General features: G+C 41.9%; 18 protein-coding genes. 8 read left to right on the top strand and 10 right to left on the bottom strand.

Going from position 1 to position 22,643, the window contains the following annotated elements; genetic code table 11:
- The first annotated feature begins 553 nt into the window (after positions 1–553).
- Positions 554–1,294 (top strand): hypothetical protein, encoded by a 741-nt coding sequence (locus OPS28_RS05335; protein WP_265608424.1) that lies wholly within the window; start codon positions 554–556, stop codon positions 1,292–1,294.
- A gap of 30 nt (positions 1,295–1,324) precedes the next feature.
- Here the strand turns inward: OPS28_RS05335 and OPS28_RS05330 are convergent, their stop codons facing one another.
- Entirely contained in the window at positions 1,325–2,401 is a 1,077-nt protein-coding gene (locus OPS28_RS05330; RefSeq protein WP_265608423.1) for a PepSY-associated TM helix domain-containing protein, read from the bottom strand.
- A 280-nt stretch (positions 2,402–2,681) separates the two neighbouring features.
- On the opposite strand from OPS28_RS05330, the gene OPS28_RS05325 reads away from it, so the two are divergent.
- The 4 genes from OPS28_RS05325 to OPS28_RS05310 all read left to right on the top strand — a co-directional run bounded on the left by OPS28_RS05325 (position 2,682) and on the right by OPS28_RS05310 (position 6,119).
- The gene (locus OPS28_RS05325) at positions 2,682–3,656 is read left to right on the top strand and encodes a phospholipase A (protein WP_265608422.1); all 975 of its coding nucleotides are present in this window, start codon (positions 2,682–2,684) and stop codon (positions 3,654–3,656) included.
- A 198-nt stretch (positions 3,657–3,854) separates the two neighbouring features.
- Complete coding sequence (locus OPS28_RS05320; protein WP_265608421.1) at positions 3,855–4,574, top strand: SDR family NAD(P)-dependent oxidoreductase; 720 nt, start codon at positions 3,855–3,857, stop codon at positions 4,572–4,574.
- A gap of 28 nt (positions 4,575–4,602) precedes the next feature.
- Positions 4,603–5,304, top strand: coding sequence for a class II aldolase/adducin family protein (locus tag OPS28_RS05315; protein ID WP_265608420.1), 702 nt, complete (start codon positions 4,603–4,605; stop codon positions 5,302–5,304).
- 2 nt (positions 5,305–5,306) lie between these two features.
- Positions 5,307–6,119, top strand: a complete 813-nt coding sequence (locus OPS28_RS05310; RefSeq protein ID WP_265608419.1) for an amidohydrolase family protein — start codon at positions 5,307–5,309, stop codon at positions 6,117–6,119.
- A gap of 71 nt (positions 6,120–6,190) precedes the next feature.
- Here the strand turns inward: OPS28_RS05310 and OPS28_RS05305 are convergent, their stop codons facing one another.
- Together OPS28_RS05305 and OPS28_RS05300 are read right to left on the bottom strand one after the other, a co-directional pair.
- Positions 6,191–7,318 carry a histidine decarboxylase gene (locus tag OPS28_RS05305; RefSeq protein ID WP_265608418.1) on the bottom strand — a complete coding sequence of 376 codons (1,128 nt, stop codon included), beginning with the start codon at positions 7,316–7,318 and terminating at the stop codon, positions 6,191–6,193.
- An 86-nt stretch (positions 7,319–7,404) separates the two neighbouring features.
- Positions 7,405–8,994: an ABC-F family ATPase gene (locus tag OPS28_RS05300; RefSeq protein WP_265608417.1), complete on the bottom strand. Its 1,590-nt coding sequence runs from the start codon at positions 8,992–8,994 to the stop codon at positions 7,405–7,407.
- A gap of 585 nt (positions 8,995–9,579) precedes the next feature.
- Between OPS28_RS05300 and OPS28_RS05295 the strand changes: the two genes are divergently transcribed.
- Positions 9,580–11,604, top strand: a complete 2,025-nt coding sequence (locus OPS28_RS05295) for an NADPH-dependent 2,4-dienoyl-CoA reductase (protein WP_265608631.1) — start codon at positions 9,580–9,582, stop codon at positions 11,602–11,604.
- Positions 11,605–12,030: 426 nt separating this feature from the next.
- Here the strand turns inward: OPS28_RS05295 and OPS28_RS05290 are convergent, their stop codons facing one another.
- Positions 12,031–12,204 carry a hypothetical protein gene (locus tag OPS28_RS05290; RefSeq protein WP_265608416.1) on the bottom strand — a complete coding sequence of 58 codons (174 nt, stop codon included), beginning with the start codon at positions 12,202–12,204 and terminating at the stop codon, positions 12,031–12,033.
- Between the two features lie 427 nt (positions 12,205–12,631).
- Between OPS28_RS05290 and OPS28_RS05285 the strand changes: the two genes are divergently transcribed.
- Entirely contained in the window at positions 12,632–13,339 is a 708-nt protein-coding gene (locus tag OPS28_RS05285) for a class I SAM-dependent methyltransferase (protein WP_265608415.1), read from the top strand.
- A 315-nt stretch (positions 13,340–13,654) separates the two neighbouring features.
- On the opposite strand, the gene OPS28_RS05280 is transcribed toward OPS28_RS05285, so the two are convergent.
- The 6 genes from OPS28_RS05280 to OPS28_RS05255 all read right to left on the bottom strand — a co-directional run bounded on the left by OPS28_RS05280 (position 13,655) and on the right by OPS28_RS05255 (position 21,439).
- Positions 13,655–14,890 (bottom strand): serine hydrolase domain-containing protein, encoded by a 1,236-nt coding sequence (locus OPS28_RS05280; RefSeq protein WP_265608414.1) that lies wholly within the window; start codon positions 14,888–14,890, stop codon positions 13,655–13,657.
- An 801-nt stretch (positions 14,891–15,691) separates the two neighbouring features.
- On the bottom strand, positions 15,692–16,144 hold the full coding sequence (locus tag OPS28_RS05275) for an endonuclease/exonuclease/phosphatase family protein (RefSeq protein WP_332017585.1): 453 nt from the start codon (positions 16,142–16,144) through the stop codon (positions 15,692–15,694).
- 333 nt (positions 16,145–16,477) lie between these two features.
- Positions 16,478–17,779, bottom strand: a complete 1,302-nt coding sequence (locus OPS28_RS05270) for a DUF2254 domain-containing protein (RefSeq protein WP_265608412.1) — start codon at positions 17,777–17,779, stop codon at positions 16,478–16,480.
- 890 nt (positions 17,780–18,669) lie between these two features.
- Positions 18,670–19,278 (bottom strand): TylF/MycF/NovP-related O-methyltransferase, encoded by a 609-nt coding sequence (locus tag OPS28_RS05265; protein ID WP_265608411.1) that lies wholly within the window; start codon positions 19,276–19,278, stop codon positions 18,670–18,672.
- A 647-nt stretch (positions 19,279–19,925) separates the two neighbouring features.
- Entirely contained in the window at positions 19,926–20,690 is a 765-nt protein-coding gene (locus OPS28_RS05260; protein WP_265608410.1) for a class I SAM-dependent methyltransferase, read from the bottom strand.
- A 578-nt stretch (positions 20,691–21,268) separates the two neighbouring features.
- Positions 21,269–21,439: a hypothetical protein gene (locus tag OPS28_RS05255; protein WP_265608409.1), complete on the bottom strand. Its 171-nt coding sequence runs from the start codon at positions 21,437–21,439 to the stop codon at positions 21,269–21,271.
- Between the two features lie 384 nt (positions 21,440–21,823).
- Here OPS28_RS05255 and OPS28_RS05250 point away from each other — a divergent pair, with 384 nt between their 5' ends.
- Positions 21,824–22,480, top strand: coding sequence for a hypothetical protein (locus tag OPS28_RS05250; RefSeq protein ID WP_265608408.1), 657 nt, complete (start codon positions 21,824–21,826; stop codon positions 22,478–22,480).
- Positions 22,481–22,643: the final 163 nt, after the last annotated feature.

Here is a 22,643-nt window from a genome sequence, read left to right as displayed (position 1 = left end):
GCTGTCCCGACGCAGGTCGGGACACCTTTATAATTTTGTCTAGGCTGCAATCTCCTGAAAAAAATAGTGTCTTATTCGAAAACACCGTGGCAAGACGGGATTATGTTTCGCCACTCATGGATGCTTTTTATGCAGACAGCAACCGAATACACGACGATTTAACACGCCCTACCATAGATGAATGAAAACCAACCCGGCATATAACTATGATTTAACTAGGGTGAATGATGCCTGATTACCTACTCCCACCACCCGTATTTGTGTTCAGCTTCATTCCGGGTGTTTTCCACTGACTCATTCTTCTGGGCTATTTTTTTGGCATATCGTTAAATAGAAAATTTGAACAACACCACGCGCCAGCAAATTGTATGCACACGGGGCAAGAGGTTGCCAACTTTTGACCCACCAACATTAAAAGTCACAAAACTCTATCCTTAAACATTGAATCATTAATTTTGTTCTGATTTACTTAAATTCCGTTTACTTACTAATGTGATCAGGTTTGTCATATTTTGGGACAAATATACTTTGTTTAGGGTTGCAGGTGTTAGCATTGAGCGTGCTTTTACCCGTAACTTATGCTGCTGCTCAAACGCAAACGTATGTTATTGGTGCTGAACAACTAGACTATTACCCTCATTTTGATTTTGCACGACCTTATGACAAAGGTTTTGCCTGGAAAGTGTTACAGCGGTTTGCCACTAAGCACAATATCAAATTTAAATATATTTCTCTTCCCCCTAAGCGACTTAAACTGGAGCTTCAAAAAGGCACTATTGATTTTGCATACCCTGATAATCCCAGATGGGAACAAAAAGGTTTAACACGCATAAACAAGGTTTACAGCCAAGGGCTTGCCCTGGGTGTATACGGGACAATGGTTCAGGCTAATGCACTTGGTAACAAAATCGATAAATTCAGGCGACTGGCGTATCCAAATGGTTTCACCCCGGTAAAGTGGGAGGGTCTTTTGAATGAATATAATATTGAGACTCTCAAAACATATGATGCGATGGGCGCAATACGTGCAGTTTTGAGGGGGCGCGCTGATGGGGCAGATATCGAATTTAATGTGGCGACTTATCTAACTTCAACCTCTGTAGATAAACAAAAACTCGTTCTTGATCCAGAACTCCCTTTCAGCGTGGTGCATTTTTCACTTTCCACAATTGCTTATCCAAAAATAATTGAGAAACTTGATACATTCTTGATTGAAGAGAAAGACTTTATCGATGAACTCAAAGCTCATTATCGTCTGAAGCAATCTATAGAGCCAACAGATTACAGTTTGTAGTACTTAATCATGTATGTTGGCTCAATATAATCAAGCATGTCTTCTACGTTTCTTTCTAAACCAGTAAAAATACAACCCAGTCAACGCCAGCCATAATGGACTTAGTCCTAAAATAGACCAAATAATTTTACTGGGTAAGCCAGCAAAGTAACCAAAATGCAATTTACGGAACATATCGACAAAAGCATTCCAGTCTGTCGCCGTTCGAATATCGTATGCGGAGATTACTTCCCCACTTTGTCGATCATAAGTCACTACTGACGAATACTCACTTGAGAATACATTCTTTTCAGGTACATCACCAAATACACTGATGTGCAGTTCCATTTCGAAAGGAAAAGTCAAATACGTGGGGCGGTGAGCTGGAATGTGGTTTGATGTAGTATCAATTAGCGCTTGAAAATCTAAATTGGGATGATAAAGCGCTACCTTTGTATATGCATGCGCCCCCGAATGCTCAGTCGCTTCATGCACTACTTCCGAAGCATTCCAATACGCCCCTGTAAACGCCAAAATCAATAATACTGGAGAAGATAGAATACCTATAAACTTATGTACGTCACTAAAAAGTATGCGCTTGGCCGAATAAATACGAAGGATAAACAATTTCTTCCAAAACTGCCGATGTAGAATGATGCCGCTCACAGCCAAAAACAATAACATCAGGGCAAATACAAATCCCACTGCAGTACCCGCCGTACCAAGCAAAAAAGTGTAGTGCAATGAGAGCAGCCAATCGGTTATATCATGGGTAACGGAAACGGGCTCGGACAATAACCCCCCCGCATACTGATCCACGTAGAGTTTGTACCATTTGCTATCTTCTTTATTAATAATGTAAGCAGTGTCAGATCGCGCTTTATCGTCGAACAGCTCCCAGCTTCCCAACACAAACGTGGGGTATGTAGTTTCGACTAAACTAATTAAGCCGTTCAAATTTACTCTGGATTGTCCAGATTGTGCTGAAACCTGCATATTTTCTGGCATTAGCCACGTATCGATTTCAACTTTAAATACTAAAATACTGCCTGTAATAGATATGACAATTAAGGGCACCATTGCGAGTAACGCAATGAAGGAGTGCCATTTAAATAATGTTCTACGCATAATGATATTGTTGATTACCACTAGTTTTGAGTAAGTGTGTTTCAACGTCTACGCGGAAGCGAAAACGACACTTTTCATCAATGATTTTTTGAAGCCAGTCTACCGGTAAACATGCAAATGTAAATAACAATCAATCTCAATATCATTTGAGTGAGGATATTTCCGTAGTTCCTCCTATTGTGTGAAAGTCATGCTATTCTTTTATTGTTCTTATCAACTATATTTCACAATGCTCACATTCAAAGCTCCTACTTTTCTCTTATTGTTAGTCACTTATAGTGTGTCATCAACCGAAGATTTAGAAAGTCAGTGTGTGCTTACACTTTATCAAACTGGCCACGACGCTCTTACTCTTAAAGAAATAAAATCCCATTGTAGTAAAGCACTTAAAAGTTCAGGTTCAGAGAAATATGAACAAGCAGCAGAAGAAACAGAAGTACTGCTCGGCGGAATTTCAAACCGAATAATGAGCGAGCGAAAAACAGAATTTAATCCATACGTCATCACCCCCCATAAGATGAATTACATTTTGCCTGCCTGGAAAACTAACGCCATTAATCGGCAAACTTACCGGTCTTTGCAAGGGTATGAAGAAAACCTTGAAGACACGGAAGCTAAGTTTCAACTAAGCCTGAAAGTACCGTTAAATACCGATTCAATGTTCGTTGAAGGCGATGGTCTTTATTTAGGATTTACCCTGGAAGCATGGTGGCAGATTTATGCTAACAATATCTCTAAACCTTTTCGGGAAACAAACTACCAACCAGAGTTGTTCTATATTGCCCCCCTCCCATGGCACCCGCTGGGGGGAAACACAGGGTTTGTTGTAGGCATTGAACACCAATCGAATGGGCGTGGACAAATTTTTTCCCGAAGTTGGAACCGCGTTTATTCTCACTTTTTGTTTGAGAAAGAGAACTTTGCCCTATCAATTAAACCGTGGGTGAGGATAGAAGAAGATCGAAAACTTTCGCCCCAGGACTCCGATGGGGATGACAACCCAGATATTGAAGACTATTTAGGTCATTTTGAACTCGCTATGGTGTATCGCTGGAATGATCTTGAATTTAATATTCGCGGTCGCCAAAACCACCACACCCATAACGGCGCATTGGAAATGGGAATAACCTTCCCCCTGTGGGGCAAATTACGTGGCTATGCTACAGGATTTACCGGCTATGGAGAAAGTCTGATAGATTACAACTATAAGCAAACGCGGGTAGGAATAGGAATTTCTTTAAATAGTGTACTGTAGCTTTCACAATCGCAGAATAGATTGACTGAATGATGAATCATTCTATGAATATCGTTTTCCCAGCTGGTTTTACTCATATAATGAAGGGACAGGCGCAATATGCTCATGAACAACCCAGCCTATTAGATTGCTATGTACTGCATTAAATAATAATGGCAACTATGCTAATATTCCCCTCCCGTTAAGTAGGTATATAAAATGAAGAACTTTATTGTTTCTGGTGGCTCCACCGGAATAGGAAGGGCTGTAATTGAATCGTTAATTAACCAAGGCAATGCAGTTATTAATTTGGACATTAAACCTCCTCAGACGCCTTTTGGAGGAGAAACGTTCATTAAAATAGACTTGGCCGATTACAAAGCAGTAAAGGAAAAGATTACACTAAATACCCATTACGATGGTTTATTTTTAAATGTCGGTATTCATCGCAGTGGGTCCATTTTTTCTCAATCCCTTCAAGAAATCGAAACGGTTCTTAATACGAATTTACTTTCCAACATCGCCGTATTAAAGGCTTTAGAAAATAATTTTAATGAAAACGCGTCAATCGTGTTTAATGGTTCTGATCAATGCTTTGTCGGCAAGCCGAATAGTTTTGCTTATGGGTTGACGAAAGGTGCTATCGCCCAAATGACTAAGTCTCTGGCGCTGGATTTAGTTAAGAAAAAAATTCGCGTGAATACAGTGTGCCCCAGTACGACTGAAACGCCTTTGTACAGACAGGCCATTGAACGATATGCGAAACAAGAGAATATTCCTCTGCAACAAGTTGAACAATCTGAAGCAGCAGAAATTCCACTAGGTAGAGTTGCGTCGACCCAAGAAGTGGCGGATGTGGTTTTGTTTTTACTCAGTGACGCATCACGGTTCATGACAGGATCGCTAGTCCCCGTTGATGGTGGTTATACGGCGAAATAAACCTGTCCCTAAACGTTGAGGAACACCCATGCATGCAATCGAAAATGATGTTCGACAAAAATTAGCCATAGCTCATCATGTCATCGCTTATTACGGGTGGGACGAGCTTGTAGCCACCCATCTATCTGCCAGAATGCCGGACAGCGACGCGATACTGATCACGCCGAAAAATACAGCGTTCAAAAACGTTACGGAAGAAAACCTGGTTAAGCTTAACCTAGACGGCGAATATCTTTCAGATAACGGACACACGGTCCTGGAACAGGCTGCAAATATTCATTTAGAAACCTATAAAGTAAGGCGCGACATTCACTCCATCATCCATACGCATAGCATGTACTCGACTATTATTTCGTCTTTAACTACTGGTTTTAAGTTTACAACTCAGCATAGCCTACGCTTTTATGACGATATTGCCTATCACCCGTTTGACGGTTTGGCCTTCGAAAACGAGGGCGCCGCCATCGCTAATTCCTTAGGCAACAAACGCGTGTTATTTGCCAATAACCACGGCGTCATCACAACAGGGGGTAGCATCGAAGAAACACTTTTATATCATTACCACCTTGAAAACTGCTGTGAAACACTGGTCAAGACATTGCAGTGTAGTGAGGAGATCATCGACATCCCAGATGATATATGTAAATTAACTAAAGCACAGTTTGATAAAATCAAAACGCCCCATGTGGAGTTTGCGTATTTTGCAGATTTAGTAAGATCTGTAGGTTAAACGTGAAAATTATAGATTCTCACATCCATTTTTGGGATGTGGCGAACGGGTTTAATGAATGGGTTGAAGAAACTACATTACCCAAGCAGGTTTCGCCCGACCATCTCAACGCTGAAGGCTTTGTCCATATTGAGGCGCACGGCGAACATCACTCTCCTTTTTGTGAATTCTCCTGGCTTAAACAAACTTATCCTAATTGTCATATCAAGGTTATCGCGTTTATTGACTTCACCTTACCCTTAAAAGACTTTGAACGCTGTCTTTCAGTGCTATCCGCTCAGCCTGATATAGTGGGTGTAAGGCAGATTATGGCGACCACCTCTGAATTTAGCTATAACCCATTTAAAAAAGCAATTCCTGTCGATTTGCGGGAAAAACTTTCCATGTTGACTGCACACGACATGATTTTTGAAGCTCAGATGTATCCCAATCAGTTTCTGGATTTACTCGATGACATCAAGGCTTCCGACGTCACCATGACGCTGCAACACATGGCTTTGCCCGTGCTAAGTTCAGCTGAAAACCAGAGCCATTGGAGGACGTTATTAAAAGAGATATCGCACCAGAAAAACTGGATTATAAAATTATCAGGTTTCGAGATGTTGAATAAGGATAATCAATTAGAAGCGTGCCTTGACTCTATTTTCGAGATAATTCCACTGAACCAGCTTTGTTATGGTTCCAATTACCCTGTTACCCACCCCCATGATTATGCCCGCTGGCAAAATCAGTTGTGCGAATACATTAACGAGGAGGACGTAAAAATGAATATTTTTTATCGCACGGCAAATCGTCTTTATTTTTCCGGAAGATAAATTCTCATACCCAAACTCATTTACGTGTGTTCTACTCACAAAATCAGACGTAATTATAGATGAGTTTTACTTCAAAGCGGATTCACAAAGTAGTCGAAACGCTTAGCACTGGCCATATCAATCGCGTCTGGGTTTTGCATATCAGCAATAAGTTGATGGAGCATTTGTTCAGTAAATTTTGGCAAGCAGGTTAACGTAGCGCGATGACGGCATTGGGGAAAGTGCCACTTCTTAAATACTGACTCAGGCACATTTTCCAGCACAATCGTAATAGCTTTTTCGTTCTTCCAGCAATTAATTGAATGCTGCTGAAGGATCTGTAAAAAAGTGTCTGCCTTTTCTAGGCAAGCGAGGTACTTTGCCCGCATACCCCGTTCAGAGTTTAGGTCCTTAATAGCGTTGTACATGAAGACTGGCGCTAAACCATTTCGACTGCCGCCAATAGTCACGTCGTCATTGTTGATGTATTCCACGTACTTACCACTGACAAATTGTTTTTCCATCAGCAATACACCCGATGGAACAGGTGCGCCTAAAAACTTATGTCCGCTAATATTGACTGACGAAAAATTTTTGCCCAATGCATAGTCGTCTACCAGTGGAAGAAATGCTCCATCGAATGCACCATCTAAATGAATAAAATGTTCTACTTGCGCATTCTCGAACACTAACTTTGCTTCGGCAGCATCGTCTATCGAAGAGGTAATGGTTGAGCCCAATGTTGCCACGAGAATATAACTTTTATCAGGCGTGGAGGTGATAACATCACGCAAGGCGTCAAGGTTCATACTGCCGTTACTGTGTGAGGCTATAACCCGATGCTGTATTCCTAATAAATTAGCGATTTTTGGTACGCAATAATGGGCATATTCCGAAGATAGCAGTACGGCATCTTTACTCGCATGCTCACGATAACGCCAGCAAGCATAAAAAATGGCCTCCGTGCTACAACTCGCAATATATCCCCAGGCGTGGTCCTTATTGGTCTGGTAGAGGCGCATAAAGAACTCAATCACAGCAACTTCGTGAGAAAAAGTGCTGTAACACGACACACTTTTAAACGGGTCACCTATGTTATTTAAGTGCTGATTAAGTAATTCAGAGCAATTAGTGTTATTAAAATCGGTGGCGGTGGGATAGCCGACGTAAATAGGTTTATTGTGCGCTAATTTATCCAGCAAATTGGCGATATCTGACACGTCCCACCACACTTAGTAGTAAATTGAATTTTCACTACTATATCACTGTATCTAATTTAATCACTACTCTTACCAGAAACAAATGCTCAAGCGGCGCGATGAGCGATAAATTCGTTATAGGTGCCTTCAAAATTATTTATTTTCTGGTTGCTGATTTCAATGACCTGGGTAGCCAGTGACGATACGAAAGTACGATCGTGGCTTACAAAAATCACTGTGCCGTCAAAATTAAGCAACGCTTTATTTAGTGCTTCAATAGATTCCATATCCAAATGGTTGGTAGGCTCGTCCATTACCAATACATTGATATCCTGTAACATTAATTTACCGAATAACAGTCGATTCTTCTCACCACCAGAACAGACTTTAACCTTCTTGTTAAAGTCATCCGAACCAAACAGTAACCGCCCAAGCATAGCTTTGACCTGTAGATCATCATGCTGCGGCCCGCGCCATTGAGACATCCATTCAAATAATGTGAGATCTACATTAAAATCTTTGCTGCTGTCCTGTGGAATGTAACCAATGGCCGCATTTTCTGCCCACTTTACCGACCCTTCGTTCACATCAATGTCGTTGAGTAAACACTTCAAAAGCGTTGTTTTACCCGCACCATTTTCACCGATAATAGCCAGTCGCGAACCGGCTTCCAATAACAAGTTAGCGTTACTGAATAGGGGCTGATCAGTATAGCTGTGTCCTAACGCCTCTAATGTGATTGCTAATCTGTGTAGCTTTTTGTGCTGTTTAAACTGAATGAAAGGCTTGCGACGGCTGGAAGCTTTCACTTCTGCCAATTCAATTTTTTCAAGACGTTTAGCTCTCGATGTTGCCTGTTTGGCTTTTGAAGCATTGGCAGAGAAACGAGCTACGAAACCTTGTAATTCTTCAATTTCGGCAGACTTTTTTGCATTTTCATGATGCAGTTGCTCCTGAACCTGGGCCGCCGCGGCAGTAAAGGCATCATAATTACCAGGATAAATACGTAATTCACCGTAATCAATATCTGCCATATGAGTACACACGGAATTTAAGAAATGGCGATCGTGTGAAATAATGATCATCGTGGACTTACGTTTGTTCAGTTCTTCTGCCAACCAATTGATGGTGTATATATCGAGGTTGTTAGTAGGCTCATCAAGTAACAAGATATCGGGATCAGCGAATAACGCTTGAGCTAGTAACACCCTTACTTTACGACCTGGTGCGACTTCTTTCATTAAACCGAAATGATAGGACTCTTCAATACCTGCGGCACTTAAAATATCTCCGGCTCGTGCTTCCGCTGTATAGCCGTTCATTTCTGCAAACTGCGTTTCCAGCTCCGCTACGCGCATACCTTCGTCTTCGCTCATGTCCGTTTTGCTGTAAATCTCGTCACGTTCGCGCTTTACTTCCCACAGTTCCCGATCACCCATGATAACCGCCTCAACGACGCTCATTTCTTCATATGCAAATTGGTCCTGACTTAATATTCCTAGCTTGGTGCCCGGCGCATAAGAAACATTACCCGAAGTAGGCGTTAGTGCGCCGCTTAGTATTTTCATAAACGTAGACTTGCCGCTGCCATTCGCTCCAATTAGACCGTAACGATTACCGTTACCGAACTTCGCGGAGATATTTTCAAAAAGAGGCTTAGAACCAAACTGCATGGTGATATTGGCGGTGGTGATCAAAACAGGACTTCCAGAATAAAGATTGAGAAACTACGACACTCCGAATTGGAGCAAGGTCGCGCAATATAAAGAAAGAGCAGCTAACTGTCGAGGAAATTTTGAGCATCTACCTCAAAAACTTCTGACCTCCCCCCCTCATCAATACTGTGTATCCGTTCATAATAAGAAAGATATTTCTTTCATCGCGTATTAGCGAAGACATACCATGACTTGTCAAATCAACGACATAAAGCGTAGAACCACGCTTTCTTCTTTTTAAGACCAAGGCGTCGTGACCGAACGTATCAATTTTTTAATCAAGGATGACGGTTTATAGATAAAGATGTGTCCCATAATGTCCTGGCGGTGAAACCCTTTTTCCCGCTACGTTAGAAAGTTCATCTGCGTATATCGAAGTGAGAATAAATAGCACTGCAGGCGACGCGCGGGAACCAAACGCCAAGCTGGGTTGTAAAGATGCACTATCCTTCAATGTGTGGAGGTGCTTATTTAGGCGATGGGCAATCTGTTTGGAAATTTCCTTGCAGAAATTCAATTTGTGATAGGCTAGACTAGTTGTCAGACCACTTAACATTACAACCGAATATGACTAAAACTGCTTACCCTAACCTGCTTAAACCTCTGGATCTTGGCTTTACTCAATTACGCAATCGAACATTAATGGGTTCGATGCACGTGGGCCTTGAAGAAGAAAAAAATGGATTTGAAAAGTTGGCTGCATTCTATGCAGAACGCGCTCGCGGCGGGGTTGGCTTGATTGTGACAGGGGGGATTAGCCCCAATATTGAGGGCTGGGTGGCACCATTCGGTGGGCGCATGAGTAGCCGTCGCCACGCCAAAAAACATATGGTAGTCACTGAAGCAGTACATGCTGAGGGGGGGAAAATATGTATGCAACTTCTTCATACTGGGCGATATGGCTACCATCCATTTGCTGTTTCAGCTTCAGCAATAAAATCACCTATTACACCTTTTAAACCCCGAGCATTATCTAAACGCGGAATAAAACGTACCATTAAAGCCTATGCCAAATCAGCCAAACTCGCGCAGCGCGCAGGTTACGATGGGGTCGAAATAATGGGCTCTGAGGGTTACTTAATTAATCAGTTCTTTTGTGAGCGCACTAACAAACGAGATGATGAATGGGGTGGATGTTTAGAGAACCGCGCTAGACTAGCGATTGAAACCGTTCGTCAAACCCGGGACGCTGTAGGTACGGATTTTATTATTATCTATCGCTTATCTATGTTGGACTTAGTAGAAGGCGGAGCTAAATGGGAAGAGGTAGTTTACCTCGCCAAAGAAATTGAAAAAGCAGGCGCGACGTTAATTAATACAGGCATTGGCTGGCACGAGGCTCGTATTCCGACTATTTCTACTTCTGTCCCCCGCGCTGCCTTTACCTGGATTACTGGCAGAATGAAAAATGAAGTTTCTATTCCATTAATCACCACTAACCGTATTAACACGCCCGAGGTTGCTGAAAATATATTAGCAAAAGGCGAAGCGGACATGGTGTCCATGGCGCGCCCTTTTTTAGCCGACTCCCACTTTGTAGCGAAAGCAGAAAGAAATCAGGCCGACCACATTAACACGTGTATTGCCTGTAATCAGGCCTGTTTGGACCATGTATTTCAGCGAAAGCGAGCAAGTTGTTTAGTTAACCCTCGCGCCTGTTATGAAACCGAACTAAATTTTCCGACTACCAGCGTACCTAAAAAGTTAGCAGTTATCGGGGCCGGCCCCGCAGGACTGGCATTTGCCACCTATGCTGCTGAACGCGGCCATGAGGTACATTTATTTGATAAAGCCAGCGAAATAGGCGGACAATTTAATTACGCCAAGCAAATTCCCGGCAAAGAAGAGTTTTACGAAACGTTACGCTATTACAAAAAACAAATTGAATTGCACGGCGTCAAGTTGCATCTGAATCAAACTATGACGGTTAACATGATTGTTGCGCAGCAATTTGATGAAGTAATACTAGCCACAGGTATCAAACCTCGTCAGTTAGATATCCCGGGCATTGACCATCCGAAAGTTATGTCTTACCTGGATGTTTTACGCGACAAAAAGCCGGTAGGACAAAAGGTTGCCATCATCGGCGCCGGCGGTATAGGTTTTGATGTGGCCGAATATTTGGTAGAAGATGAGCATCTTACTACCCACCCCGACAAATGGTTAAAGCACTGGGGAATTGATAAAGAATATTCCCAACCCGGCGCTATAATGCCCCCGCAAATTGAACGAACCCAGCGAGAAGTATTTTTACTTCAACGAAAAGAAACGAAGGTCGGCGCAGGCTTAGGCAAAACCACCGGATGGATCCACCGAGCTTCGCTTAAAAATCACAACGTGAAAAAAATCAATCGTGTTACCTATCAGAAGGTAGACGACAATGGATTACATGTTCTAGTAGGTGATGAGCCAAAAGTATTAAACGTGGACCATATTATTGTGTGCGCAGGACAGGTTCCTTTGCGGGTATTGCAACAAGGTTTAGAAGATGCTGGTCAAAAAGTTCACATAATCGGTGGCGCCGATGTCGCAGCCGAGCTTGATGCTAAAAGAGCCATCAGGCAAGGAGCTGAGTTGGCAGCTGTCATTTAAGGCTAAGATGATAAGGGCTATTACGCCCTTTTATTCATAGGACATATTCGGACTGGATAAGCGACTCTCATACTAGTGGTTGTCTGAAAGGGTGTTAATAACCTGAGGCTGGTATCAACCGCAAGCGTGCAGTTGGTTATGCCAAAATCAATGGCACTACCTGTGTTTTACGCGATCCTAGCGGTGGTTAAGGCCACACCAAGTGGATTAACGTTAAAAGGGCCTGTGGCACGTAATTTGTTGTTGTACGCGGGAACAATTTAAGCTGTTCCTGTCTATTATTCATTACCAAAACATTTAAAGAATGCTTGACTAAAGAACACGGTAAATTTCTCTAGGTAATTAGCGAGTACGACCAAATCCCGCGGTAATTAAATTACGATTCAAACCTTCTGTGTCAATACGGTTTGAATCGACATCAATAATCTAGACGCTTATTAGTTGAAGTTGCAGCACAAAGTGCTGGGCAGGGTGCAGCAAGAGAAGCTCGATTAGCCAGCGAAAGTATCTCTGCGGCCAGTTAGTGGTGCAAGCATCACGAATATAGTTTCCTAGTAACAATGCCTCAGGTTGATATTTGACTTTTTTCAAATCTTTCATTACCACCTCCCGAGCTCGGGATAAATGGCTTACTGCTTCATCTTCTGGATCAAACTGGTAATCAGTGGATCAATCTGATAGCCACGAGGTCCGGCCTCATAAACCAAATGCAATGTTGCTGTCGGTATTTGGATTCGAACTGACGAATGAGCTTTTCCACACTCACTTTTGACGAGGGGTTGCGTCCGAAGTGAACAGGTGAAAAAGCTCGGCCATTCATACACTATGCGACTTCATAGAATTCTTTATGAGTATCTTATGCTAAGAAAAATATGCTATGTTTGTTCTCGTTAGTCTCCAATCAAATTTAGTATTGCACAAACTAATTATGGCTGGGTCTGAAAAGTTGATTCACGAAAATGCCGAGGCTAACGCTTCCGCGGGGAGTCAGTATGTTTAGCCTCGCTATAAACCAAGGAGTATAAAAATGTTTCAGGGAGAGAGTTTCCAGCCATCTAACACCCCTGTAGAAGTCGCTAAATATGAGGAGAGTTCTTATGAAATTGGTCGCGTTGAGCTTCTCAAAGATTTAATACCTTCAGGTCTGGGTAAAAGTGCCATTGATATCGGTTGTGGTCCTGGTTTTTTCTCCAGTGTACTTTCCAATAAGGGGTGGGAAACAACAGCTATTGATACTGACTTCGTCAATATTGAGAGCGCTAAAAATCACGCGTACGAAACGCATCTGGGAGATGCTTTAAGCCTGTTACCGGACCTGCCAGAAAGTCAATATGACTTAGTTCTTTGCTTAGAGCTCATAGAACATATGCCGAAACCTCTTGGCCAAAATTTACTTAAGGAAATCATAAAAGTACTCAAACCAGGTGGTGGCTTAATCATTTCTACACCGAACAAATTTTCTCCTGAAGGATTGGGAGGCTATTACTGGGGTGAGAAGATTAGAGGTCATGGAAAGTGGACTGCATGGGACTCAACCCATATACACATTTACTCTTCGTCTGAAATTATACAACTACTAAAAACAAGTGGGTTCGTCGTAGATAGAATTACCGGTTACTACTATGAGGGCACGCTTCCTGTTATTGGCCGCTGGAAACTACCACTTAAGAAGTCAACGAAGTTTCCACTCAATCAAATTGGATTTAATATCGTCGTTGAATGCCATAAGAAATAGTCGATGACCGTTTATCCATAAGTTGAAAAGGTCAATTGGTAGAATTTTCAGCCAGTCAGTTTTGCGGACGTAATCAATCGTCCGTTATTCAAAGGAGAGAAATCTGATGATCTCTCTTCCAAAGAATATTGATAGATATATGAATCATCTTGTGTGAAGCTCATACGCTCTTCGTTTTCTTGGTATGCCTTAGCAGTGATAATTGCGTTTAACACAGCCGGTTTTTAAACCAGGGTAATTTCGTTAAGAATATTGCGGGAATTGAAAAGGCCATATCAATCCATCGCAACTAATCGCTGTCTTAGCCCCTAGCCTTTATATGAAAGCTGGTACAATTCTTTCCGCAATCATCTGCAAATAGGCTTGCCGCGAGTGAGCCGTAACAATTACAAGAAGATCGAGTTCATCAATGGAGAGAATAGTGACCCCGCCTCCCCCTTGAGCAGAATTAGATAGATATTGCTTATCTTTAACCTTCATATCAGTTTGCCACCAGAAATAGCCGTATCCGGAGTCAGAGAGGTTATCGCCAGAATAAAAGTTTTTAACCTGTTCCTCACTCAATTGGATATTTCTTTTTGTCGCTTTATTAATGAAGGACTGGGGAATCAACTGGCTTCCTTTCCACTTGCCTTCATTCATCACCAGTGAGCCCAATTTGAGCATATCCCGTGACGTTATGCTCGAGAAAGAGCCCGCTGCTGGCAAACCGTTTTTATCCGTGCGCCAATCATAGTTAGCTATCCCCATTTTATCAAATAGCTCGTTTTCGATAAAATCCTTAGCCGAGCCTGGTACCACTGCATCAAGAACCTGCATCACCACATCCGGATTAGCACCTTGATAATTGAATGTCTGAGACGCTTCAGTAACAGGAGCGCTATCTTCGAAAAAAGCCTGCACTAGTTTTATGCCATTATATTGTTCAGGATTTTTTTGATATTCCTCTAATTTTTCTGGGCTTATCTGCAAACCAGATGTCATGGTCATAAGTTTATGAAGGGTGATTGTTTCAACGCCTTTATCAAATTTTGATTCGTCTAACCCTTTTAGGAAACTGACAACAGGCTTGTGAAGATCCTTCATTGACAAATACCCTAATTGGATAGCGCGTCCAATTGCCAAGGCGGTATAAGATTTGGTAGTAGATGATTGTGGGTGAGATAAATCAATGCGCCCGCGCGCAAAATACGACTCAAAAACCAGGTCACCGTTGTGAGCGATAAGCAAGCTGTCCACGTTACTGTGCTTTTTGTCTGCGATTTCCTGTGCCAGAGTAAGGATCATATCCTTGTTGGCACCGTTAATACCCAGTTCACCCACGGTGATGCCGTCATTTTTGTTCGTTGGTGCTACACTAATAAACGCTTTTTCTAGTTCAGCAATATCCCAGAATGTACGTTTTATTGCGGGTTCGCTCCAGTGTTTAATTTTAGTTTCTTCTACCGTAGCTGTCGGTGCCTGATTGTTCGTTTCCTGAGTCCCTTGCGCTGCAAAGCTACCTAACACGCTAATCGCAAGTAAACATTTTAAATTGAATTGGTTGAACATATTAACTTTCCTGTTATTGATGAGGCCTTGCAAGACAATACTCAAACTCAGGCAACCCTCTATTCATCGTTATTATAAGGCTATATATGGAGCTTAGGGTTTCGTTAATCTGCGCCTCCATCCGCATAAGTCCAAAATCCGGGGGCGTAAAACGCCGACAATAATGAAGCTATTTTCAGTCTGGTATGACCTAATCTTTTGCCGACCCGCCCCTCCGTTTCTATTTTCAACGAAATCACAGCAGCCTATGACCCATCCATGCCTACCTAAATTTGACTGCTCAAAGATTACACAGAGACTAAATAAAGCAAACAAAAATCAGTTGGTTAAGCCAACAATCGCGTTAAGTTGCGAACGCTAAACTTTCAATCACCTAGAAATATAAGCTAAATTCACCATGTTTTTGGGGCCTCGCCCTCCCGCAATTGTGAGTAAAGTGGACCGCAAACGAATCCTCGCCCGGCAACCGCATCAGCAGACCGTTACCCCTGGTTCGAATTTCCTGGTTCTGGTACATCGTTCTTTTTTACGTCTTGTTCTTCGGCTATTTTATCCGCCCAATTATGGTCAGAAGCATCAGAATCTAACCCTTCTTGGTCAGCACCTTTGGTGGGAGAAAAGGTTAACTTAGTCAGTAAGGAAAATGATCTGAACCGATTGAGGGTAATCGTTTGATGCTGTTTAATGTAAAAGGGTGGCTATGAAAAAAGTTGGTCTAAAGGCCAGCGCAGAAAAGAATAGTCCGCATGAAAAGTGTCGAACACGCCGCGGCCTACTCGAGGATCTAACAAGCCGCTAACTTTACGAAAAAAGACGCGTGGTAGCTGCCCATGCCAAATCATTAGGATCGCCAGTGACTATGACAGGTTGGTCACTTTCGGCAACGCTTCGAGCTACAATTACCAACTCGACGTCCCGCTCAGCTGACTCGGGGTTTGCTGTAGGACTAGGTGGCGCTGGATGAACAAAGTGCATGCGAATAGTTTTGTCTGAGAGCAACCTCAACGTTATGTGTATTGATGGCACATCTTTTTCAACTAAGTTAGTAATTTCGTGTTCGTTCAAAGGTAATGTTGAATAAACATGCATTCCGTAAAGATTGTCCAGAGGACACTTCACGCTGTAAGGCATATCTGCTGCAATTTCCTTCAGCTGAACTTCCCACCATTTGTCCGATTTAAGGGTGAGCAAAACATCGGGATTATGCTCTCTTACCAACTGAATTAATAAGTTTGCCTTAGGGTTAGGTGTCAGGACTTTAGCGGTTAAAATGCTAATTTGACTTTCGACATTGCTGCTGCGCGTTCGTTTGACCTCTTGGCGTCACAAACGTGTATAAGGAAAACTCCAGCTCAATTGCCAAATTACACAAAAAAAGCGATTTAGATGAGTAGCCAGGCTACTCCCTATTTCATACCCAAGAGAATAAACTCGGCCACTAGCAAACAAGTGATGAGAATTGCAGATTGCAGACGCGCAAAGTCCATCCCTCGAATAATTCGATGTGGATGACGAGAAAGCAAACGTAAGGTCAATATCAAAGCGAAAGCTGAAAAAAAACAAATATTGATGTCATGTTAAGGCCTATTATGTTTTATTTTTAAGCTGTTTTATTGAGGGTCTAACATTGTGTGCAGCATCTTTAACGGCAACTAAGTCCTCTTCTACATCGAGTACTTTAGATGCTCTCTTTAGCGCTAACACCTTGTGATAGCTAGCGGCTTTACGAATTTCATCATTGTTAAGTGATTCAAGGGCGCTCAGAGCCTTTTGTAAACGAACACCTACCTCTACCGCCCCTGCGCCATCTCGGGCTATGGGCATAAAAGCATCGTCAAACATATCAGGTATTGCGATCTTTGGTACCGCTACTCTGTCATATTCAACTTCGTTTTGATTCTCTGCTTGCGCTTGCTCATTAAAAGAAGTAATCAAACGTACTAATGTTCCAATCACTTTTATTGCTGTACCTGGATCGTTGACTGCAGGGGAAAGCGCTCGAGCCGCAATTTCGGACAATGCGATCAGACCAAATCGAGGATCATCTTCGAAGGTTCGGTCGCGGCCAATTCGGAATGAGTTGATCAGGCTATCGCTGCCAGCTTTATGCAGTGCTTCTGATGAAATGCTAACGTATGCCAACGCCTGATTGGGCGAAGCAAAGGCTCCTGGTAACGCTGATATGACAACCTGAGCGTCAACATCCTCTGCCCAACGCTGAATTGTTGCCATGTCGATATGCTGCACATAACCAATTTTCGATGCATATACGGCAGTGCCTGGCCTAGGAGAGCTAGATATTGATATTCCTCCCAGGGTCGGTTTATCTTGCCTTCTTTTAAGCGCGATCTCAGTCGCCCTCTCAACCTTTTCAATCGTCGAGCCGATTCGCCCCAATCGCGCAATGGTGTCTACCCAGCGTACAAACGTTACTATGACCATCGCAAAAACAATTATTGTTAGAATGAAAAGGACGAATAGACCTGCTTTTCCATAAAAAGCGTTCTTTACCGCTGTTAACGCGACCACACTAAAAATAAACGCACCGACAAAGGTCGAAAGCGCATTTTGTGAGACGTCATCCGCCAATACAAGTGTGAAGGAGCGAGGGGTCGCTGAGCTGCTTGCTGCGGCATAGGCAGATACCATAGATGCCACCGAAAAGGTGGCAATAACCAGCATGCTAGCCGCCAATAGGGAGAGCAAATTTTCAACCGAGTCCTGTGCAACTTCAGGTGCAAGGATCGCATAATCAGAGCCATCTATGATTTTGGCCGTAAACACCACAGTAACAGAGATTAAGCACACCGCCAAAGGCCGCACCCAAAGCTGTTCACCAAGTCGATTGCACCAAAAACGAAGACGATCTAACGAGACGAATGAGGTCATGATGCGTTCCTTTGTCCTGTTCAATATCTTAATAGTTTAACTGCATGGTTTTGGTTATGAGTCAAAAACCTTATCGGATAGTTCTACAACACTGTTGTTCAATTCAGTATAGAGGGTTTAGTGTAATTTATATTATTTGAGAAGAGGCGGCTGGTTTACGCAGGAAACGTGTTAATGGGCGGTTTTACCTTATACCGTATTTTTACCCTCGTTAAATTAGAAATCTACGTATCTAGCTCATAAATTTCGCCTTGCCTTATTTCAAAGCAGAAATTGCCGACTGGAACAGCCACAGAGATGTTAACCTTCGATAACGGACTAATCTATCAGACAGGCTTCGGCTAAAATCTTTCCGAAACAATTTGTCTATTCGGCCCCGCAATCAAGCAGACTAAAGCTTGCTTCATCCGAACAGCAGCGGCTCCAAGCTGTATCAGTACACGACAAGGATTCGTATCTTGAAGAAGTCGATTAAAAAATAGACGTATACAAGAGAAGTTCCGCTTGGAGACGAGAAAAGCTTATTATTAAAGCGGTAAATACGGTACAGCTGCTTACTTTTCTGCCGTTCTTAATAAGTGATAAGCTTAACGCAGCTACAAAAACATAAAAAATGCCCTATTTCAGCGGGCGTGACTGAAAGGAAGAAGATAGACTGCGTATCCAGCTATGGAGTCGCGGGTGTACCCTCTTTCATCTCTACTATGACGTGCGTCTCGTTGTGTTTCTCCCGTTCCGCTAAATGGCCCTTTTGCATCTGCGCCAGAATTTCAATGGTCAGCAAAGGTTTAACCCGCTGTGAATAATGTAGCGAATTATTTTAGATCGCAGCGGTTTTTTTAAAGATGTTATCTTAGTTTTCAATTCCCGAATTACCATCAAACTTAATATCATTCAGTTAATTTGTCTTGTTCGGCCTTTTTTTTCCGTATAAAGCAAACGCCTTCATACGAGGAAAGCCGTTCAGGTCGCTGGTACTTTGAAAGGTAATCATGCACGGCCTTAGAGCAACCATCCCACGTATAATAGTCATCAATGATGATAAGCCCGTTATCGTTTACAAGCGGGAACAGTGAGTCAAGAATCTGATAAGTTGATTTATACCAGTCTCCGTCCATTCTTAATATTGCGATGCCATTGGGAAAGGATGCCTGTGGCAGCGTATCCTCAAACCACCCTTTCACCACATTTGCGTCATTGATTTCCGCCAACGACATCGCGGTTATGGCTTCAATTTCGGCTGCGGAACAATTATCGAAGTAAGCTGGTGAATCGATATCTTCTTGCCATCGCTTTGCTGCTTGGCCATCGATAGGGTCTACTGGTGGCAGCCCCTCAAAGCTGTCGAAGAGGTAGTAGTCTCGATTTTTCCCAAGCAGCTTGGCTATCCCGGCTATCATTCCGCCTTTCCACGTACCGCACTCAACCACCGCTCCTGGAATCAAGGCTGCAGAATTGGCTAATTTTAAATTAGCGACATAGTTGGTCGGTGGGATCATTGTATAGTCGCTGAAAAGTCTATAGTAGGTGTGTAGTCTGTGATCCTTAATGCTTCGCATGAAGCGGAGGGTTCTTTGAATGATTTTCATTACTGGTCCTTGGGTAAAATAATCGATTATGCAGTGGCTTTTTCTATGTGAAATGGCTGGGATATCTTCAGTATATGAAGTTTTAACTGGCCTTTCCCTAAGATGACTACCAACCCTTTTTTGTGATTTGTTATATTATTCTGCCTATCATACTAACGTAAAAGTCGACATGTATTGAACTAAAATGCGGCCGAAAATGACTGCAATGTCCTGGCCACAAATCAGTTTCATATCATGGCCTTACTAATCTGCTACGCGAAGCAATCACGGTAAACATGAATGCGTAATTGAACCTAAATAAGAAGTGGATGGCGCTGCAAATAAAGCTCTTTTAAGTAAGGAGAGGTATCATCACTTTCATCGTTTATATTTAAATACCCATAAAATATTATTTATAGGTATTTAAACAATTTAATCTAAGGAAAAAAATAACCTTCTCTTTGCACAACTTAAATCCTTCATAAACTGAAAGTTTCCTTTAAAATCTAAGCCATTTTATTATTTTTTGTTTTTATTTTTGTTTTTGTTTTTGTTTTTGTTTTTGTTTTTGTTTTTTATTATCTTGCTATCCCTAACTTAATTTTAATATAGCGCTTTATACAACCAACTATAAAATTTAAAGACGGATTGCGTATTTGTGAAAGTAGTTGCTCTCTACTTTTCACTTTTCTTTCATAACTTAATGGGTGCACAACATCTACAATCTTGTTTTTAACATTAGACTCATCTAATGCTTTTAATTGAGAATCTGATCTGATAAACAGAAATGTATTTTGTTTATACCACACCTCTACAGAGGGATTATTCCATGTTTCACCTCTGATTATATCTACACAATCGTAGCCTTTAGATTGAAATAGCGCTACCCAATAAGATTGCCATTGCTCATTAACATGATTCGTTCCCCCCTGGTGTTTTATTGCTGCACTAAACAACACAACATCAGATAAACTACAAAGAAATTCAACAAATTTTTCAGCATTTTCTTTAGGTAAATGTTCAGCTACTTCTAGTGAAATACAAAGTTCATACCGCTCATTATGTGTTGGGATTGCTTTAGTGAAATTTGCGGCTTCAAAATCTATACGATTACTTAATAGCGCGTGTTGGTTCACCCAGTCCCCATCAAATCCTTTCAATTTTTCAATACCTAAGGACTCCGCTGCCGCTAACCACGCTCCCTGTCCACACCCCACATCCACAATACTTTGGGGTTTAAATTTTTCATGAAGCAAACCTAATATCACTTTTGCTGATTCGCTCATTCCCTGATTATGTGATTTATAAAAACTCGAATTGTAATGCTCAGCTAAATTTTCCACAAACAGTCAAATCCTATTGAAATTTTAATATTAACTTTTTCTTAAATGCTTCTTCGATAAATATACTATCTAAAAGTATGTTTAATTAGTCAATTTTTTGAGTTAATCCCTTGTATTACTAGCTAGGTAAAATAGCTACTGTAACGTTAGAAATAGGCATTAATAAGTAAATCTCGCGAATTCAGATAGCAAGTGCACCACTCAAGCTCAAGCGGTGACAATCGAGCAACTGCCTGTTGGTGGTATTCTATGGCCGCCCCCCAAAAAAATAGAAAGAATTACCATAAGTCCAAACAGTTGAACGAGGCTCCACAATACCAGACCCTAGCCTACTTACGCGAAACTTTCGGTGATAGGGAAATCGGAAAGGGAATAAATTTAAGCCATAGCATGCTCAGCCGAGGAGGCCAGTGTAATCGAATCCGGCGTAGCTGCTATTGGGCGGAAGAAATTCAGGCAAAGTAGACTAGGGGTCCTATAAAGCTGCAAAATAACATGTCGCTGAAGCGCGACCAATAACATCGACACCTCCCAACCGTTCTTGGCGCTGATCGTGAGCGAAAGAGTTCATAAGCACATTAACTTATCTGCGAATCTTTTCGGCTAAGGCTATCCAACTCTTCGTTTAGTAGATACTTCTTATCGGAAACAAGGGCTTTTAATGCTTCCAGCCTTTTTTTGACCGCTGCAAATTCATTAAGCATATTTTGCTTTTCTGACTTACCTAATTGAATGTTCATTTTTGCCATATCTTTCTTGTGGGAAGTTCATATGCCAACAGCCACTATAGGCAAAACAACTGCAAAAAGAATCATCAAAACAAACGCCATACCTTCATCCATTTTTGGCTCCAAAGCATCCAGTATGTTTACAAGATAAGCCGCCAGTCTACATCCATATCTGGGCTAAACTAGTTTAACTATAGTTTTCAATCTGTTGTAATTTATCGAGATCCGGTTAGGCTTTAGAATCAGGCGTTGCTCTCTAAAAAATAGCTTAAATCGTCATTCTACCTACTCCAACGACAGGTAATGCTTGCAAAATATAGTGTTTTTATAGCGCGGCCATTGATCCCAATAGGGAATTATGACGATACTGAAATATACACCATAAGAAACTTACAGATTTTTATAATGAATTTGACTAAAACATTCTTTGCATTTTTGGTGTTAATGTTAATCGGCGACGGGATACTTATATCGGTACATGTGTTGAACAAACTGGATATAGTTAACAATACTAAGCTTTTACTCACTACCGACGGTGGCTACGGGGAAATGTACCAGTATTTTAAAGAAGGCATGATAGCGGGTATTTTTCTTTTTGCAGCACTTAAAACCCGTTCTCTCATGTTTTTTGCGTGGGGAGCGTTGTTTATATTCCTACTGATTGATGACGCTGGCCAGCTGCATGAAACAACGGGAGAAATATTGGCTACCAGTTTTGAATTTAAATCTGTTTTCAACATGCAGCCTCGCGATGTCGCCCAGCCTTTAGCAGTTGCGCTATTGGTTAGTCCCTTGTTTACTTTGCTTGCCTTTGCTTATTTTCATGCTACCGCTAAAGAAAAAAAGGTGTCTCACTGGATGATTCTTCTCGTAGCTGGCGTGGGCTTCTTCGGCGTTATCGTGGATGTGATACATGCTGCAATACCATGGGGTTTCGGCATTGTAGCATTGATTGAAGAAAGTGGTGAAATGACGGTAATGAGTGCAATATTAGCGTTTGTCTATCATACCCATTTTAAAAATTCTGAATACGCTACCGCAGCCCACCCTGAATATACCTGACAATGAAGAAATCATAAAAAACCCGCGTTCCCAATTAAAGGAGCTGCGGGTGAGAGGTAGAAATGCAGTTACGGTTCCATCGCGGTTTAAAACATGTTGAACCTGTCAATGCGGTTTGAAATTAATGCTAATTCAATATCACTGGTTTTCTTTAACGTGTTAT

It is taken from the genome of Alteromonas sp. ASW11-130, from assembly GCF_026183735.1.
Taxonomy (GTDB): domain Bacteria; phylum Pseudomonadota; class Gammaproteobacteria; order Enterobacterales; family Alteromonadaceae; genus Alteromonas.
This window is presented reverse-complemented; position numbering and strand designations above follow the sequence as displayed.